This window comes from Fictibacillus enclensis (assembly GCF_030123385.1).
Taxonomy (GTDB): Bacteria; Bacillota; Bacilli; order Bacillales; family Fictibacillaceae; genus Fictibacillus_C; species Fictibacillus_C enclensis.
Map to the genome: position 1 here is coordinate 2,310,258 of NZ_CP126109.1, position 18,558 is coordinate 2,328,815.

At 45.1% G+C, this 18,558-nt stretch carries 16 protein-coding genes; 13 read left to right on the top strand and 3 right to left on the bottom strand.

Annotated features, from left to right (window positions below):
- Nucleotides 1-141 precede the first annotated feature (141 nt).
- Nucleotides 142-2,088, top strand: coding sequence for an IS1182 family transposase (locus QNH15_RS12255; protein ID WP_283894977.1), 1,947 nt, complete (start codon nt 142-144; stop codon nt 2,086-2,088).
- A 529-nt stretch (nt 2,089-2,617) separates the two neighbouring features.
- Nucleotides 2,618-2,893, top strand: coding sequence for a DUF2533 family protein (locus tag QNH15_RS12260; protein WP_283894979.1), 276 nt, complete (start codon nt 2,618-2,620; stop codon nt 2,891-2,893).
- 31 nt (nt 2,894-2,924) lie between these two features.
- Here the strand turns inward: QNH15_RS12260 and QNH15_RS12265 are convergent, their stop codons facing one another.
- Nucleotides 2,925-4,085: an aminotransferase A gene (locus tag QNH15_RS12265; RefSeq protein WP_283894981.1), complete on the bottom strand. Its 1,161-nt coding sequence runs from the start codon at nt 4,083-4,085 to the stop codon at nt 2,925-2,927.
- Nucleotides 4,086-4,237: 152 nt separating this feature from the next.
- Here QNH15_RS12265 and bcbE point away from each other — a divergent pair, with 152 nt between their 5' ends.
- Together bcbE and QNH15_RS12275 are read left to right on the top strand one after the other, a co-directional pair.
- A complete protein-coding gene (bcbE, locus tag QNH15_RS12270) occupies nt 4,238-5,533 on the top strand; it encodes a bacillibactin exporter BcbE (protein ID WP_283894983.1) in 1,296 nt (431 codons plus the stop codon).
- Between the two features lie 106 nt (nt 5,534-5,639).
- Nucleotides 5,640-6,799 (top strand): IS3 family transposase gene (locus QNH15_RS12275; protein WP_283895545.1). Its coding sequence is split into 2 segments (ribosomal slippage): nt 5,640-5,919 and nt 5,919-6,799, totalling 1,161 coding nucleotides; the frame shifts between segments, so codons are not numbered across the junction.
- 57 nt (nt 6,800-6,856) lie between these two features.
- Here the strand turns inward: QNH15_RS12275 and zwf are convergent.
- Nucleotides 6,857-8,359, bottom strand: coding sequence for a glucose-6-phosphate dehydrogenase (zwf, locus tag QNH15_RS12280; RefSeq protein ID WP_283894984.1), 1,503 nt, complete (start codon nt 8,357-8,359; stop codon nt 6,857-6,859).
- A 93-nt stretch (nt 8,360-8,452) separates the two neighbouring features.
- Between zwf and QNH15_RS12285 the strand changes: the two genes are divergently transcribed.
- The 9 genes from QNH15_RS12285 (at nt 8,453) to QNH15_RS12325 (ending at nt 18,140) form a co-directional block, all read left to right on the top strand.
- Complete coding sequence (locus QNH15_RS12285; RefSeq protein ID WP_283894985.1) at nt 8,453-9,286, top strand: sulfurtransferase; 834 nt, start codon at nt 8,453-8,455, stop codon at nt 9,284-9,286.
- 531 nt (nt 9,287-9,817) lie between these two features.
- A complete protein-coding gene (gene ablB / locus QNH15_RS12290) occupies nt 9,818-10,678 on the top strand; it encodes a putative beta-lysine N-acetyltransferase (RefSeq protein WP_283894987.1) in 861 nt (286 codons plus the stop codon).
- Nucleotides 10,679-10,746: 68 nt separating this feature from the next.
- Nucleotides 10,747-12,132, top strand: a complete 1,386-nt coding sequence (locus QNH15_RS12295) for a sigma-54 interaction domain-containing protein (RefSeq protein WP_283894989.1) — start codon at nt 10,747-10,749, stop codon at nt 12,130-12,132.
- A gap of 172 nt (nt 12,133-12,304) precedes the next feature.
- Entirely contained in the window at nt 12,305-13,729 is a 1,425-nt protein-coding gene (gene kamA, locus QNH15_RS12300) for a lysine 2,3-aminomutase (protein WP_430667145.1), read from the top strand.
- A 27-nt stretch (nt 13,730-13,756) separates the two neighbouring features.
- Nucleotides 13,757-14,026 (top strand): YokU family protein, encoded by a 270-nt coding sequence (locus tag QNH15_RS12305; protein ID WP_283895549.1) that lies wholly within the window; start codon nt 13,757-13,759, stop codon nt 14,024-14,026.
- Nucleotides 14,027-14,087: 61 nt separating this feature from the next.
- Entirely contained in the window at nt 14,088-15,455 is a 1,368-nt protein-coding gene (locus tag QNH15_RS12310; protein ID WP_283894991.1) for an aspartate aminotransferase family protein, read from the top strand.
- A 16-nt stretch (nt 15,456-15,471) separates the two neighbouring features.
- Nucleotides 15,472-16,197 (top strand): CoA transferase subunit A, encoded by a 726-nt coding sequence (locus tag QNH15_RS12315; protein WP_283894993.1) that lies wholly within the window; start codon nt 15,472-15,474, stop codon nt 16,195-16,197.
- Nucleotides 16,164-16,826 (top strand): 3-oxoacid CoA-transferase subunit B, encoded by a 663-nt coding sequence (locus QNH15_RS12320; protein ID WP_283894995.1) that lies wholly within the window; start codon nt 16,164-16,166, stop codon nt 16,824-16,826. The genes QNH15_RS12315 and QNH15_RS12320 overlap by 34 nt, the downstream gene beginning before the upstream one ends.
- Nucleotides 16,827-16,850: 24 nt before the next feature.
- Nucleotides 16,851-18,140, top strand: a complete 1,290-nt coding sequence (locus tag QNH15_RS12325; RefSeq protein WP_283894997.1) for a peptidase — start codon at nt 16,851-16,853, stop codon at nt 18,138-18,140.
- Between the two features lie 10 nt (nt 18,141-18,150).
- Here the strand turns inward: QNH15_RS12325 and QNH15_RS12330 are convergent, their stop codons facing one another.
- Nucleotides 18,151-18,543 (bottom strand): hypothetical protein, encoded by a 393-nt coding sequence (locus tag QNH15_RS12330; RefSeq protein WP_283894999.1) that lies wholly within the window; start codon nt 18,541-18,543, stop codon nt 18,151-18,153.
- Between the last annotated feature and the right edge of the window lie 15 nt (nt 18,544-18,558).

An 18,558-nucleotide genomic window follows, 5' to 3' on the forward strand; every position in this document is an offset into this window, starting at 1 on the left:
GCTGTCCAGAAAGTCAGTGTAAACTGACTTTCTGGCAGCCTTTTTTTAAAATACTATAAAAAGTACACAAAAAAATCGTCCTCTTTAGTAAAATGAAAGTTACCACACCAACATCTTCACGAAAAGAAAGGACGATTTTTTATGCGCAATCTTACGATTACTACTGAAAATTATACCACGCAAACGAGCCTTCCTCTAGGGGGAATCCAAGAAAGTTCTTCTACTAAACGAAAATTAGCTCCCACCTTCAAACCGTACGATAACCAACAAGTTCAAATGATCTTTGATCTGCAGGAATGGATTCCAGCCCACCATGTGGCACGTGTAATTGATGAGATGGTGGAGGGCATTCCTGATGACCGGCTATTTTCTTATTACTCCGGCGGTGGACGGAGCTCATATCACCCAAAAATGATGGTGAAAGTCCTCCTCTATGGGTATTCACAGAAGGTCTATTCGTGTCGCGGAATTGAAAAGCTGCTTCAGGAAAATCTTCCGGCCATGTGGCTCGCAGCCATGCAGAAGCCCGATTTCCGAACGTTGAACGACTTTCGCGGCCAACGGATGAAAGCCTTGATGGATGAACTGTTTGAAACCATGATCAGGCAACTCATCCAGGACGAGTATATTACGATGGATCACTACTTTTTGGATGGTACAAAGATCGAAGCCGATGCCAATAAGTATTCTTTCGTGTGGAAAAAATCCACCGTGAAACATGAAGCGAAGTTGAAAGAGAAAATTCAAGAAACGCTGCACCACATCAACCGCCTCACTGAATTAGAAGCGTTGCCAGAAGGAGATGAAACCAGCGATGAGCTCTCCCTTCCATTAGAAGAAGCCGCAACGATTCTCGATGAAGAAGTCACGTCCCTGACGGATGCGATCGAGAAGGAAACGAATACCGAAAAACGCAAAGAGATGCGTAAGAAGCGCAGTATCTACAAAAAACCCTTGAAGCTTATTCGTCACGATTTCTTGCCTCGTTTAGCCAAATATAAGGAACAGAACGAACGGTTTGGAGACCGGAACAGTTACTCCAAAACCGATACCGACGCCACCTTTATGCGCATGAAAGAAGACCACATGAAGAACGGCCAGTTGAAACCCGGCTACAATGTACAGATGGCGACCGAGAACCAATTTGTTTTGTTTTATTCCCTTCATCAACGCCCGACAGATACGCGGTGTTTCATTCCTCATTTAGAGAAACTGGCCGCGTCTTCTTTACCGATGCCGAAAACCGTGATTGCGGATGCCGGTTATGGCAGCGAAGAGAACTATTTGTTTGCGGTCGGAGAAGAAACAGAACCGCGATTTGATTTTCTGATTCCCTATGGAAGCTATTTGAAGGAACAAACCCGAAGCTATAAAAACGAGATCAAAAACGCAAAGAACTGGGTATATGAGGAACTCGATGATTGGTTTATCTGTCCCAATGGCAGAAGGGTACCGTTTAAGAAATATCTGAAGAAAAAGAACCGATCCGGTCTGGAACAAAGTTTCAAGATTTATGAATGCGAAGATTGTACGGATTGCCCGTTTAAAACCAAGTGCACCAAAGCGAAAGGGAACCGCCAGGTGCATTGGAACACGATCTATGAAGAAATGAAGGCCAAAGCAAAAGCAGCCCTTGAATGTGAGGAAAAAGCCGCGATTTATGCCCGACGTAAAGTCGAAGTGGAAAGCGTCTTTGGCCACATCAAGGGCAATCGGTCGTTCCGCAGGTGGTCGTTGCGGGGACTGGACAAGGTACATGTAGAGTTTGGAATCGTGGCATTGGCCCACAACCTCCTGAAAGTAGCAGGCATTCGCCTGACTACTTTCAGGAAAAAAGAACAACCAAAAAAAGCAGGACGGAAAAACTTATCGTTTTTCCGTCCTGCTTTCATTTTAGGGACTTATTGGACAGCCTCTTTTGGTTTTATTGAAGTTCATTTGCAAAGTTGGCATCAATCAGACCGAGTTTCTTGTGAATTTTATTCACTTGATCCTGAAATTTCTGGAATTCTTCGTCTGACTGTGCGGTTTTCTTTTCATCTCCAAGGCCATCTGCTCTTGTTTGATAGGAGGCTCCTAGATCTTTGAAGGCCATTTTAAACGTTTGCTGGTCTTCTTTAGGCAGGGAAGATGGCACATCAAGGTCTGGAATCTCTTTTGCTGCTTTTTGTCCTGCTGTTTTTGCAGCTTCTTTCAGCTTCCGAATTTCACTCTTTGGTGTTTTCTTTTCCGGATCCAGTGCGGCAGTGTAGGCATTAAATGGGGCATGATAGTCACGCAATTTAGCTCCAAGATTGACTTCAAAATCGAGAAGTGCAGATTTTTCTGCATTTTTGGATGATGAAGCTTCTGTTTTTGTATGCTCTTTGCCTTTTGCTTCTTTTTCCTGGCTGCAGCCCACATTTAAGGCTAACAGGAGCACCATTCCTAAAGTTGCTGCTTTTTTCATTGTTTACTTCCTCCCTCAATATGTAATATTCTTGAAATTTACTGGCAAAATCTAGTTTATTCTCTTTTCAATATTTTGTAAAATGATAAATTATTGCAAATTTTTTGAATAATAATACAAGCTGACCGTCACATGGTATACTCTAATCAATAGAGAAAGGTGGGCATCATGATGAGCGTACATATGGAAATCAGCAAGCATTCAAGCAAACAGCATGAGGTTGTGGCTCAATTTCTTCGTCTTGAACAGATAAGAGAACAGTTGATCGAGGAAGCTGTTGAGCGCTGCAGCAAGCAGGAACCTTTTAGCGTAAAAGAAATTAATGACGTTAGCCGGCAAATGAACCAGCTGGCACAAAAGGGCATTGTGCCCCAACGGAAAATGATTACGGAAGACATGGTGAAAGAATATGTTGACCGCAAAAAAAACCAGGCATCCGATTAAATCGGGATACCTGGTTTCTTTATAAGCAGTTTTAGTTGGCTAGAGAGGCAATAAACGTTTCCAGCCGGTCGAGGCCCGTACTCAGCTGTTCCATTGATGCTGCATACGAGAGGCGAATGTATCCTTCGCCATATTCGGAAAAAGCGGAACCTGGGACAACGGCCACTTGCTGGGATTCAAGCAGTTGGGTGGCAAATTCCAGTGACATGAGCCCAAATGGTTTGATATCTGGGAAGACGTAAAAAGCGCCGCCAGGAGTTTCCGCATCGAGCCCCATATCAGCGAGCCTTTTCATCACGTAGGAAAGGCGATGGCTGTATTCTTTCTTCATGGGAATCGCATCATCAATTCCATTGGTCAATGCCTCGAGAGCAGCCATCTGTGAAATGGTTGACGCGCATGTCACATTGTACTGATGGACCTTTAACATATGCTGCGCAATTTCTTCAGGAGCAAACAGCATACCGATTCTCCAGCCTGTCATGGAATGGGATTTGGAGAGACCATTAATCACGATCGTCCTTTCTCTCATCCCTTCGATCGAAGCGATGGAAACGTGCGGAGCGGTGTAAGTAAGTTCACTGTATATCTCATCGGATAAAACAAACAGATCCGATTCACGCAGCACAGCGGCGATTTCTTCAAGCTCCGCCCGGTTTAATACGCAGCCTGTCGGATTGGACGGATAAGGTAAAATAACGCACCTTGTTTTTGGAGTCAAATGCTCACGTATCAATTCTGCTGTCAGCTTGAACCCGGTTTTTGTTGTATCTATGTATACAGGCACTGCCTTGCACATTTCAATAACCGGAGCATAGCCGGGATAGACCGGGCCGGGAAGCAGAACTTCACAGTCTTCCTCCAGAATGGAGCGAAGAGAGATATCAATCGCCTCACTCGCACCGTTTGTAATAATCACTTCATTTTGCGGATTGTATTGGAGCCCGTACTTTTCAGACACAAAGCTTGCCGCAGCCTGCCGCAATTCCAAATAGCCGGCATTGTGCGAGTAGACGGTTTTATTTTCATCGATCGCCCGCTTTGCAGCTTCCTTGATGTGGTCAGGGGTGGGAAAGTCGGGCAGGCCAAGGGTAAATGAAATCGCTTCGGGATAGTTGCTCACCTGGTTATAAAATTTTCGGATCCCGGAAATCTGGATGTGTTTCACCGAAGGGTTAAGTAAATGTTCCAACGTATTTCTTCCTCTCTGTATCCATGTTCGTTTGTACCTAAGTTTAGCTTTAATCTTTGTTTCCAGTCAATGGGTTTGATTTTCTTGTATGGTAAAAGCACATAAAAGCATACTAAGAAAGATCAACGCCTGTTTGCGATTTGGAGGAGAACATGGAATCAAATCATAAAGATTCAAACAACAAGCTTGCTCTGATTTCACTGGCATCCATACCGCTTGTGATGACATTGGGCAACTCGATGCTTATTCCTGTCTTGCCATCAATTGAAAAACAACTTCATATTTCAGCATTTCAAGTATCTATGATCATCACGGTTTATTCCATAGTGGCCATTCTACTCATTCCCATTGCAGGCTATCTCTCTGACCGGATTGGAAGAAAAAAGGTAATCATTCCAAGCTTGATCATTGCCGGACTCGGCGGTCTGGTCACCGGATGGGCCTCATGGAAAATGGATAATCCGTACTACATTATACTTTTGGGAAGACTGCTGCAGGGGATTGGGTCTGCTGGTGCAGCACCTGTTGTTCTTCCCCTTGTAGGGGATATGTTTAAGGATGAGAAGGACGTGAGCTCAGGCCTTGGTTTAATTGAAACAAGCAATACGTTCGGAAAAGTGCTGAGCCCGATCATCGGAGCCGCCTTGGCCATTATCGTCTGGCATTTGCCCTTTTGGTTTATTCCGATTTTTTGCCTGATCTCCATCGGTCTTGTTTCGTTTCTTGTAAAAACACCAAAAAAAGAAGAAGAAGCACCTGCTGCATTCAAAGAGTTCCTGAAGTCGTTTAAGAAAACCTTCAAAAGTAATGCCAGATGGCTCATCGCGATTTTTGGCATCGGCGGCATTATTATGTTTGTCCTTTTTGGTGTTTTATTTTATTTGTCCACAACGCTTGAGGAAACCTATGGCATCAATGGTGTAAAAAAAGGGTTTGTCCTTGCCATCCCTTTATTGGCGCTTTCCATTTCTTCGTTTTTTGCCGGAAAAAAAATCGGACAAAATAAAACGTTGATGAAATGGCTTACCTTTTGCGGTATTTTTCTTTTGTCTGTTTCTATACTTAGTGTGACGTTCACAGAAGGGCTTTATTTTCTGCTTGGCATTTTATTTGTGAGCGGAATTGGAATCGGAGCAGCTTTGCCATGCCTCGATGCGTTGATTACAGAAGGCATCGAAAAAGAAGAGAGAGGGACGATTACTTCACTTTACAGTTCGATGCGGTTTGTTGGTGTGGCCTTGGGACCGCCGATTTACGCTCTGATCATGAAATCGGATCATTCCTATGTATTTTATGTTTCTTCGGGCATCAGCCTGCTGGCCGCACTGCTCGCATTCTTTGCGATCAAGCCGGAAAAAGGGGAAAAAGGGGAAAAGGAAAAGAAACAAAGTGATGAAAAGGAACAAACAGAAGAACCTGCCAAATCCCTCAATCCTGCATTGCATTAAAAAACTCACGGCTTTGATAGAGTGACCTAATTAAATGAGACAAAGGAAAAAACACCCCCATGGTCGTATATACAAATATCGACAAAGTGGAGGTGTTTTTCTCATGGTGAGAAAAAAGAAGATCTATTCTGAAGAGCTAAAAAGAGAAGTGATTCGTCTAAAATTAACAGGAGAGTATTCCAACCAGGAACTGATGAATCAATTTGGGATTAAGAATCGTACGCAAATTAAAACGTGGATGAAGTGGTTTCGAGATGGGGAGGAACAACGGTTAGCCCAACCGATTGGAAAACAATATACCTTTGGGAAAGGACCGGAAGAGATAAGTGAGCTTGAACAACTTAAACGAAAATTAGCCATTTATGAGATGAGAGAAGAATTAGTGGGAAAGTATCAGGAGATCGAAAGGAAGTGGTTCCAGAAGTATTCGTCGAATTAGTGGATCTATTTAAAGAGAAGTACACCATTGCCATGATTTGCGAAGGATTAAAGGTTCCAAGGTCCACGTACTATCGGTGGAAAAACAAGTCGTGGGATCTCACTCCATTGGAACAACAGATTCTGGCCCTGTGTAAAGCATTTAAATACCGGATTGGGCACCGAATGGTGCGAGACCTTCTCTACAAAGACCATCAGATGAAAGCTCATCGAAATACGGTGCAGAAGATCATGCAGAAATACAACATTCAATGCCGGGTAAAACCAAAGAGAACCTCCTTTACGGCAGGAGAAAGCAAATGTATCGTCGCCAATCTTCTGGAGCGAAACTTTTCAGCAGAGAAGCCCAATCAGAAATGGGTCACGGATATCACGTATTTGCCTTATGGAGAAAAGATGTTATATTTATCGACCATCATGGACTTGTACAACAACGAAATCCTGGCCTATCGAATCAGTGATAAACAAGATACCTCGCTCGTCACTCAAACCCTGGAAGACGCCTGCAGAGGACGAGAAACCTACGAGGTGATCTTGCATAGTGACCAGGGAGCTCAATATACTTCCTATGCTTTTCAGGAAAAGGCAAAAGAAAAAGGCATCATCACAAGCATGTCCCGGAAAGGCAATTGCTTGGATAATGCCGTCATCGAATCCTTCCATTCCTCGCTAAAGTCGGAAGAATTCAGCAGCCCGCTAAGACCGCGTCTTACATGTTCCATTGTACAAGAAAAAGTACAAGATTACATGTATTATTATAATTACAATCGACCATTTACAAAATTAAACTGCCATACTCCAGTAGAATTCAGGAGCATGGCAGCCTAGGTGTTTTTTTCTGTCCCAATTAGCTAGGTCAGTTCATTGAAAAGCCGTGAGTTTTTTTTATTCATTAATTTCGTTCCGAACGTTGGTCGGTGGCCACCATGTATAACCGTCTTCATTAAGAAGCTCTTCAGCTTCAAGCGGTCCCATGGTACCGGACGAATATTTGAAAAGTGGAATGTCCTTGTTTTTCCAGGCGTTTGTAATGCCGTCAATGAATTCCCAGGAAAGGGCAACTTCATCCCAGCGGGTGAAGTACGTTGAATTGCCCTGCAGGCAATCGTGCATCAGCTTTTCATAAGCCTCTGGGGTGTTCAACTCATTTTGGCAGTTATTGCAATAGTTCATGTTGATTGGAAGCAGGGCAGGGAAATCACCTTGCGGCTTCGCATTCAATGAAAGGCTCAACCCCTCATCCGGCTGGATGTGGATTCTAAGCAGGTTCGGCTGGTAGTGGTCATTATGTTCATGATAAAGGGCCATAGGGCCATTTTTAAATTGAACAACGATCTCAGTAGCTTTGGTTGCCATGCGTTTTCCTGTACGAAGATAAAACGGGACGCCAGCCCAGCGGAAGTTGTCGATGAAAATTCTTGCCGCTACAAATGTATCGGTTTTTGACGCTGGATCTACGTTTTCTTCATCAACGTAAGCAGGAACGGTCTTGCCGTTCATTGAACCTTCTTTGTATTGGCCGCGAATGATATTTTTTGCTACTTCATCTTCATTATAAAAACGAAGCGCACGAAGAACCTTTACTTTTTCATCCCGGATCAGTTTTGGATCCAATCCGCCAGGAGGCTCCATGGCCACCATCATGGCCATTTGCAGCATATGGTTTTGCAGCATGTCCAGAATCGCTCCGGAATTTTCATAATACGAAGCGCGGTCTTCCACACCAAGGGTTTCACTGGAAGTAATCTGTACAGAAGAAATGTACTTATTGTTCCAGATGGATTCAAAAATCGCATTTCCGAAACGGATCACCTGGATGTTTTGCACCATTTCTTTTCCAAGATAGTGGTCGATCCGATAAATGCTTTCTTCCGGAAAACTTTTTTGAAGCTGCTCGTTAAGTTCGGTGGCAGAAGCAAGGTCATGGCCGAATGGTTTTTCAATAACCAGACGCTGCCAACCAGCGGTCTCTGTCAATCCTTCCGATTTCAGGAAGGTAGGAATAGTCCCGAAAAATTGTGGGGCCATGGCAAGATAGTACATGCGGTTTCCGTTAAGGGAATAGGTGCTGTCAAGCTCATCGGCAAGGTCTTTCAGTTGATGATAGCTTTTTTCATTTGTAACATCCATTGGAATAAAATAAAAATGTGATGCAAATGTATCCACTTTTTCAGTTGGGAAATCCCCAGTTTTGGCAACGGAAGCAATAACGTCCTCCCGGAATTTCTCATGTGAAAAATCTTTTCTTCCCACTCCGATTACTGCAAACTTTTCGTTGAGCTTTTCCTTTTGGTACAATTGGAAGAGCGCAGGGTACAGTTTACGGTGAGCCAGGTCACCTGTAGCTCCAAAGAGTACGATACAGGCTTCTGGAATATGATTATCCATGTTATCAATCCTCACTTTACTAGTATTGCTTATGACTTCAGTTTCCCCTATGTTTCAAAAAATAACGTAATTATTTTCGAAAGGAGTCGCCTCATGAAACACATTGTAACACAAGAATGGCTGAGCACTCATTTATCACGCTCGAATGTTCTGATTTATGACTGCAGATTTAATTTGGCAGACCCGGAAGAAGGAAGAAACAGGTATTTAAAATCCCATATTCCAGGTGCCGTGCATGTTGATCTGGACAAGGATTTATCAAGAGAGGTAACAGAGCACGGCGGCCGCCATCCATTGCCCTCCAAAAAAGAGGCAGCGGCCACATTTGGCAGACTTGGCATCAATGAGGAAAAAACAGTGGTAGCCTATGACGACCAGAATGGATCAATGGCCGCAAGGTTATGGTGGATGCTGAAATTTCTGGGACACGAAAAAGTGTTTGTTCTCCAGGGAGGCTACTCCGCCTGGGAAGAAGCCGGGTATCCTGTTACAGATGAACGTACCGTCCCTGAACCAACCGACTTCATTATCCGCGAAAGTGATTGGCGGGCAGTGGGAATGGAAGATGTAAAGCAGGCGATGCAAAAAGAAGATACGCTTATTATCGATTCACGGGATGCGGCCAGGTACAGTGGGGAACAAGAAACGATCGACAAAAAAGCGGGACACATTCCTGGGGCCATAAACAAACCGTGGTTAAAGAACATCAACAGCACAAAAGAATGGCACCCGACAGAGGAATTGGCAGAACTGCATAAAGATCTTGCCGGCAAAAAAGAAATTGTTGTGTATTGCGGTTCAGGAGTCACAGCTTGTGCCAACATCCTTGGCATGAGTGAGGCAGGCATTGAACAAGTGGTACTGTATCCAGGAAGCTGGAGCGACTGGATTTCCTATGACGATAATCCGGTTGAAACGAAAAAATAAAATTTCACGTACCGTATTATAATGATTTAATATTTTTTGAAAAATATGTCGATATCAAGTTGACGGGAGTGGAAGGAGCGAGACTCCTCGAAAATGAACACCACATTTTCTTCGTGCGATGCAACGCTGACGGAAGCCTTTCCTTGTCCTGAGGGAAAAGCGGGACAGATGAGACCAGGTCGGTGCTTGCACCGGTAAGGGAGGTGCTTGCACCGGTAAGGGAGGTGCTTGCACCGGTAAAGGAGGCTCAAGCGCCGTTACGCATGAGCTTGCGACGAGGAAGGAGTCGTTTACGCCGGTAAAGTAGGCGTTTACGCCGGTAAAGTAGGCGCTCGTGCCGGTAAGGCTCAGCGCCCGCCCGCGAAAAAGCGAGCATCCTGGAATGGAAATCAACCACCTCAGACAAAGGCTTGCCGCATCACTCGTTTTTCAACGGTGAATTGCGGCTTTTTTTCTGGGAAAAGAATCTTGAAGGAATCCCTTCATTACATATGGAATAGGGAAGAAGAGTAAATCAGGGGGTGCAAGAGTATGCAAACAGACACATACTACAAAAATACAGCGATTAAGCAGCATGACATTACAGCTTCCATTTGTCTTGATTATTTTAACGAACGGCTTCGTGTTGACGATTACAGAGGAAACATTCAATCGATGGTCAAGGTCATTCACGACCTGATCCAGCAGCAAAACTTTTCAAAAGTGATTATTAAAGCAAGAGCGGAACATCTTCCTGAACTGCTTTCATTAGGTTTTCTACCTGAGGCATGGTTCAGCCGCTATTTTAATGGCAGCAATTGCGTAGCCATGTGTAAATATTATAGCAATGAACGCAAACGAAGCGACTTTTGGGTGGAAGAGGACCGAATCATGGACCAGATTCATTCCAATCCGCCCGCGAAACAAGAAACCGTTTTGCCGGAATCGTATTCAGTACGCCTGGCTGTTCCTGAAGATTGTACCCGGTTGGCTGGATTATACAGCAAGGTTTTTGAAGTCTATCCCACGCCGATGAACGATTCGGACTATATCGAAAAAACAATGGGAAATGGAACAGTATACTATGTGATCGAACATCAGGGGGAAGTAGTAAGCGCTGCTTCTGCCGACATCGATCAGACCTATCACAATGCTGAACTTACTGATTGTGCCACCCTGCCGGAACATCGTAAATTTGGTCTGATGAAGATACTCATCGACCAGCTGGAACAAGAGTTAAAATCCCGCCACATCTATTGTGCCTATTCGATTGCCCGTTCCTTATCTTTTGGAATGAACGCTGTTTTCTCTCAAAGAGGTTATCTTTATCAAGGGAGATTGATCAAAAACTGCCTTATTTTTGATAAATACGAAGACATGAACTTGTGGGTAAAAGATTTATCCTCCTTGTAGTGCCGGATTTTCGGCAGTTGTGATGAATTTTCAGCAGCATGTCTTTGATCCCAACGGAGGTGCCCGTGATGACAGAAAAAGTGGAAACTATCGAAATACTGAAGGCCATTTTAAAAACGATTGACGAAGGTATTCATGCGGTTGATGCTAAGGGGATGACCATTTTTTATAATGAAGTAGCCGCATCACTGGATGGGTTAAAGGTGAGTGACGTCATCGACTATCATGTTCTCGATGCTTTTCCTTCCCTCAATCAGGATACGAGCACATTATTAAAAGTAATCAAAACCGGAAAGCCGATCATCAATCAGCAGCAAACCTATACGAACTTTAACGGAAAGAGAGTGGATACGGTCAATACCACTCTTCCACTGTTAGTCAATGGCAAACTGATCGGGGCGATTGAAATCTCAAAAGATTTGACCAAAATCAAACAGCTGTCCGAAAAACTTCTTGATATGCAGGCTCAATTTCATAAAGCGCGTCCAAAACCAGTGACCCACGGGCACTTCGCTTCCTACCAGCTGGCTGATTTTATTTCGGCGGACCCGGCCATTGAACAATTGAAACACCTTCTGATAAAAGTCTCACAGACTTCGTCCCCCGTGTTGATGTTTGGGGAAACGGGAACCGGAAAGGAAGTTTTAATACAGGGGATTCACAATCAGTCTCCACGAAAAAACAAACCGTTCATCGCGCAAAACTGCGCAGCCATTCCGTCACAGCTGCTCGAGAGTATTTTGTTCGGCACCTTAAAAGGAAGTTTTACGGGAGCCGTCGAACGGCCGGGGCTTTTTGAACTTGCCGACGGGGGCACCTTGTTCCTTGATGAAATCAATTCTATGCCTCTTGATATCCAGGCCAAGCTGCTGCGGGTGCTTCAGGACGGAGTGGTGCGCAGGGTGGGGGAAACAAAAGGGAAGGCTGTCAATGTGAGGATTATGGCAGCATTAAATGAACATCCGGTGGATTGTGTTAAAAATAATAAGCTAAGGGAAGACCTTTACTATCGTCTGAATGTCATTTTCTTTGAGGTTCCACCTCTTCGCGAACGGCAATTGGATATTGAACTCCTTGCCCGCCATTTCATTTCTCATTACAACCACACCTTTCATAAACAAGTCAAAGGCATTACAGATGAAGTGGTTCAGCTTCTATTCCGGTATCGTTGGCCGGGAAATGTCCGGGAGCTCAAGCATGTCATTGAATACGCAATGAACATGGCAGAAGATCATCACCCCATCCGGAATTCCGACCTCCCCCGTCATCTATTGGTAACGGGCAAGTCTCAGACAGAAACATCTATCGTGCCTTTGCGTGAAGCACTGGCAAGAAGGGAAGAGGAACTGATTTCCACTGCGCTTTCCAAAACAGACGGAAACATCCAACAAGCAGCACAGCTCCTGAAAATCCCGCGACAAACCCTTCAATATAAATTACGAATGAAAACATGACGAACCGCCGAATTTTCGGCGGTTTTTTCTTTTTCCCATCAAGGTCAGCGAACGCATACATTGGTAATAAACCGCACAGTCGCAGAAAAAACCGCTCAATGATGCGGGGGTTTGATTTGGCACGAAACTTGCAACTGTAGAATATGAGCTCAGTATACAAGGAGGTAACATCATGCCGATCGTAAATGGATTGTACCAGCCAAAACGACATTGGAAAGAGATCGAGTTATGGAAGGATGTCACAGAGGAACAATGGAACGACTGGTTATGGCAGTTAACTCATACTGTCAGAACGCTGGAAGATTTAAAAAAGGTTGTCAATTTAACGCCTGAGGAAGAGGAAGGCGTCCGTATATCAACCATGACCATCCCGCTGAATATCACACCGTATTATGCCTGGCTGATGGACCAGGATGATCCCCGCTGCCCGATACGAATGCAGTCGGTTCCTGTCGGCAAGGAAATTCTGAAAACAAAATATGATTTGGAAGATCCCCTTCATGAAGACGAGGATTCACCTGTACCGGGATTGACTCACCGTTATCCTGACCGGGTCCTGTTTCTAGTAACCAATCAGTGCTCGATGTATTGCCGGTACTGTACAAGACGAAGGTTCTCCGGCCAGATTGGCATGGGGGTTCCAAAAAAGCAGCTGGACGCCGCCATTGATTACATTGCCGCAACTCCCCAGGTGCGGGATTGCCTGATTTCGGGTGGCGATGGTTTATTAATCAACGACAACATTCTCGAATATATTTTAAAGAGGCTGAGAGCCATTCCGCATATGGAAATTATCAGGATCGGCACCCGGGCGCCAGTCGTATTTCCGCAGCGCATTACAGAGAACCTTTGCTCGATTTTGAAGAAATACCATCCAGTCTGGCTGAACACTCATTTTAATACATCGATTGAAATTACCGAGGAATCCAAACGGGCATGTGAAATGTTGGCAAATGCCGGAGTTCCGGTCGGCAACCAGTCCGTTATTCTTGCCGGGATCAATGACAGCACACATATTATGAAAAAATTGATGCATGACCTCGTAAAAATAAGGGTTCGTCCTTATTACATTTATCAATGCGATTTGTCCGAGGGAATTGGCCATTTCCGGGCGCCGGTCTCTAAAGGTCTGGAAATTATCGAAGCACTCCGCGGACATACGTCAGGTTATGCGGTGCCAACTTTTGTTGTAGATGCGCCTGGAGGCGGCGGCAAAATTTCGCTGCAGCCAAATTACCTTATTTCACAAAGTCCTGACAAAGTGATCCTGAGAAACTTTGAGGGCGTGATCACTTCCTACCCTGAGCCACAAAACTATGAGCCGGGAAAAGCGGATGATTATTTTAATGAAACGATGAATATCACAGAGCAACCTGCAGCGATTGGCATCACCGCTCTGATCAAAGATGAAAAGTTTAATATTGTTCCGGAAGGATTAAACCGGTTCGACCGCAGAAAAACGTATGAGACCAATCCTGAGCATGCCACCCTCAAGGATAAGCGCGGAAAAAGGGATGAAATGAAAGAAAAAAAATATAAGCATGAGCAGCAAAAAGAAGCAACAAAACCTGACGATGATCCGGTAAAAGAAGCCTAAAAGGAGGTGCAGCTGGTGAAGGAATGCATGTGGTGTAATGAAGATGCGGCTGTGGAAACGAAAAAAACTGGTTACTGGGAGCTCCATGATGGAACCCGTGCGCTTCAGATTGATGAGATTCCTGCGGTGAGCTGTTCATCCTGCGGCATGGAATACCATGAAGATCATGTGGTCGAAGAGATCGAGGATCAATTGCTTTTGATTGATACAAAAAAGCTGGGCAAAGTGGTGTCATTCAAAGAGCTCATGGCCACAGAACGTTTTTTAAAGAAGAACTACTTTAAATTTTATAATTGAGCCTTTAAAAGCAACGGATCTGATCCGTTGCTTGCCAACATAAGAGAGAGGGGTGCCCCCCGTGGAGAAATCAGGCATCATCAAACCGGTTTTGGATGCAAATTATCCGATGATCAGCCATGGTAAGGGTATTTATTTGTACGATACGGATGGAAAACGGTATATCGATGGTTCTTCTGGAGCGGTAACAGCGAACATTGGTCATGGTGTGGAGGAAATTGCCGGGGTTATGGAGAAACAAGCAAATCAGATCGCTTTTGTGTATCGCTCCCATTTCACAAGTGCTCCGGCTGAACGTCTGGCAAATAAACTTGCAGCTTTGGCTCCCGGAGATTTGAACTGGACATTTTTTGTAAACAGCGGGTCTGAAGCAACCGAAACTGCATTAAAGGTAGCCATTCAATATTTTCAAGAGCAGGGGATCCGCACAAAGACCAAAATCATTTCCCGATGGACCAGCTACCATGGAATAACCCTGGGTGCGCTTTCAATGTCAGGGCATGCTTTGAGAAGAGAACGGTTTACTGCCCTGCTTGAAGATTTTCCTGCTGTACCAGCTCCCTATTGTTATCATTGCCCGCTGAACAAGACCTATCCGGGATGTGGGCTGGCATGCGGTCATGAGCTGGAGCGGGCCATCGGAGACATCGGGTCCGAAAACATTGCGGCTTTTATTTTTGAGCCGATTGTAGGTGCAGCAGGAGGAGCGGTAACCCCGCCTCCGGGCTATTACGAAAAAATCAAAGAGATTTGTGACCGGCACAATATCCTGACGATTGCCGATGAGGTGATGACCGGCATGGGAAGAACGGGCAAAATGTTTGCTGTAGAGCATTGGGGGATAGAACCTGATATCATGACACTTGGCAAGGGAATGAGTGCGGGATATACACCAATGGCCGCTACAATGGTATCCGACCGGATCATTGATGTGATCCGAAAAGGCTCTAAAATCGTCATGAGCGGGCATACCTTCAGTGCGAATCCGCTGTCAGCATCGGTCTGCGGGGAAGTGATCGATTACATGGAGAAGCACGAACTCGTACGGAACGCAGAGGAACAGGGAAAAAAACTGATCGCAGGCCTTAAAGACCTTCAGAAAAAATATCCAATCATCGGTGAAGTCAGAGGTAAAGGGCTGCTATGCGGCCTGGAGATGGTTAGCGATGCGGCCACCCGGGTTCCTTTTTCAGTCACGCACCGCGTGGGGGAAATGTTTATTTCTCTCTGTTTTAAAAACGGGCTTGTCATCTATCCTGCATTTGGCGGAGTTACTGGATTTGAGGGTGATTCGGTATTGATTTCCCCTCCTTTAACCATTACCTCATTCCAAATCTATGAAATGCTAAGAATACTGGATGAAAGTATGGAGGAACTGATGAATGGCCTCATTTCAGCTGGCATACTCGCCCATAAAGCCACAAGTTAAGGAGGGATGATAAAGAATGGTGTACCAATCAACAGAAGGTTCATCAAAAACCAAGCAGATATCTATAGATGAAGCAGCAACCCATTTCTTTAACGGCATGACCCTGATGGTCGGCGGATTTGGCGGGGTTGGCGCTCCGCCAGGCTTGATTAATGTGCTGATTGATAAACAGATTAAGGACATTTACATGATCAGCAATGATACAGGATTCCCCTGGATCGGACCGGGAAAGCTGATTACCGAGAAGCAGGTTTCCCGTTTGATCGCCTCCCATATCGGTTCCAACCCGGAAGCAGGTAAACAGATGCAAAACGGTGAACTCAAAGTCGAATTCATTCCTCAAGGAACGCTCGCTGAAAAAATCAGAGCCGGTGGAATGGGTCTTGGTGGGATTCTTGTGGATGTGGGATTTGGAACCATCGTGGAAAAGGGAAAGCAGACAGTGGATGTGCAAGAAAAAACGTTCATGGTTGAACCGGCTCTTACAGCGGATGTTTCTATCATATATGCAAAACAGGCGGATACGTATGGTAATCTCATATACGATAAGAGCGCAAGAAATACGAATCCGCTGGTGGCTATGGCCGGGAATGTAACTATAGCCGAGGTGGAAGAAATCGTTCCTGCCGGACAGCTGGATCCGGAATGTGTGGTAACGCCGGGGGTCTTTGTGGATTATATCGTTCAAAGCAAAGGGGTGGACTGGAAATGGGTCTGGGAATTGAAACAAGACACCAAATAGCGAGGAGAGCCGCCCTTGAAATTGGACGGGGGATGATTGTGAATTTGGGGATCGGTATTCCGACTCTTGTCGCGGACTATATTCCACGAAACTATGGAGTGATGCTGCATACGGAGAATGGCATTCTCGGCATGGGAGGATCTCCCCCACCGGGAAAAGAAGACGGCAACCTTTCCAATGCAGGTGGTTATCCGGTAACGCTGATTTCCGGGGCTTCTTATTTCGACAGTGCCACGGCATTTGGAATTATCCGCCGGGGTCTGCTCGATATAACGGTGCTGGGAGCCCTGGAAGTAAGTGAACAGGGGGATATTGCCAACTGGATCGTTCCTGGAAAAAGAGTGCCAGGTATGGGAGGTGCCATTGATCTTGCCCAAAAATCAAAAAAAGTCATTGTGCTGATGAACCATTCCGATAAAGAGGGAAATCCCAAAATCGTAAAGAATTGCAAATTGCCGCTTACTGTAAAAAGAGGAGCTCATATGATCATTACCGAAAAAGCGGTGATTGATATCGTGGATGAAAAGCTTGTTCTGAGAGAAGTCATGCATCCGCATTTGGTCGAAGAAGTGGTTGAATCAACAGGCGCTCCGCTTGAAATCCGTAATGAGGTTGTGACCTTTCAATAAAGCCTAATACGCAGGAGGGGTTATATGTTAGAGGAAATTCAGAAGTGGATGATGAAGAAAAAACCGGAGGCGATCTCGTTCCTTCAGCAAATGGTGCGTAAGAACAGCGAACAGGGAAATGAAAAAGAGGTACAGCTGCTGATTGCTGAAAAGCTAAAAGATATAGGCTGTGAAGTAGATCTTTGGCATCCGGACGAAGAGGAGTTTTTTCAGCATCCCTATTTTTGTGCGACTCGAACAGATTTTTCGAACAGCCCGAACGTAGCCGCAGTGATTAAAGGAACAGGAGGAGGCAGGTCAGTTGTTCTCAATGGCCATGTGGATGTCGTCCCTCCGGGTGATATCAGCCAGTGGGACAACGATCCGTACAGCGGTACCATTAAGGGTGGTAAGCTGTACGGCAGAGGAGCTACAGATATGAAAGGTGGCAATCTCTGTCTGTTGCTTGCAATGGAATGCATCAAGGATCTGAAGCTGGATTTAAAAGGTGATGTCATCTTTCATAGTGTAATGGAAGAGGAAAGTGGGGGAGCAGGAACACTCGCCGCCATATTAAGGGGATACACAGCGGATGCCGCCATCATCCCAGAACCGACCAACATGAAAATTTTCCCCAGCCAGCAAGGTTCCATGTGGTTCAGAGTTCATATTTTTGGCCGCTCTGCACACGGCGGAACCCGGTATGAAGGAGTCAGCGCCCTTGAAAAAGCCATGGTTGTCATACAGGAAATTCAGCGGCTTGAGAAAACGAGAAACGAAAGAATCACCGATCCCCTGTATGAGAAGATTCCGATTCCGGTTCCAATCAACCTTGGAAAAATATCAGGCGGTGATTGGCCATCTTCAGTTCCTGATTGTATTATGATTGAAGGGAGAATTGGAGTTGCTCCAGATGAAACGCTAGAGCAAGTAAGAAAAGAGCTTGAAGACAGAATGACAAGTATTCAGGACGATTGGTTAACCAAACATCCACCCCGGGTGGAATGGTTCGGAGCGCAATGGCTTCCGGGCTCCATTGACACGGAACATGAGTTAATGCAGCTTCTCAAGAAGCGCTTTAAGGATATCTCCGGAGCCGAGCCGGTTATTGAAGCCTCACCATGGGGAACAGACGGCGGCCTTCTGACAGCGGTAGGACACACGCCGAGCATAGTCTTTGGGCCTGGCGTCACTTCTGTCGCTCATTATCCGGATGAATACATTGAACTGGATAAAATTTTTGAGGCGGCAGCCATGATCACCTTAACGATTTTGGACTGGTGCGAAGTAGCCCATCAGCCACAACAAAAAGAGCTTCTTAAAAAGGAGAAGTAACGGCGATTAATTATAATGAAGAGGAAGATTCAGGCAAAGCAGGATCGGTGATTGGTGGGAGAGAACGCCAATGGATGGCTAAAGAAGAGATGTGTTCTTTGGTAATTAATGATGAAGTATGGCGGGGGCAGGGGGCTTTGAGCATGTCATACACAAAGTTCAATCCAAGGGGCAGCAGGAAAGCAGGAGTATAAAGGGGAAAAAATTGGCTCAGCTTGTACACAGCTTCATACGTGATGGCAAGCTCGTACAACAGATACGGCGCTCCTGATTGGGTAACAATAAAGGTTCTGTAGACGAAGGATTCACCTTCATAATATTGAGAAACAATCTGATACTCTTTTTTCTCGATTTGGCAGTTTGGAATTTTAAAAAGATGGGAATCTGGATTTCTAACAGACAAACATTTATCCTCCTT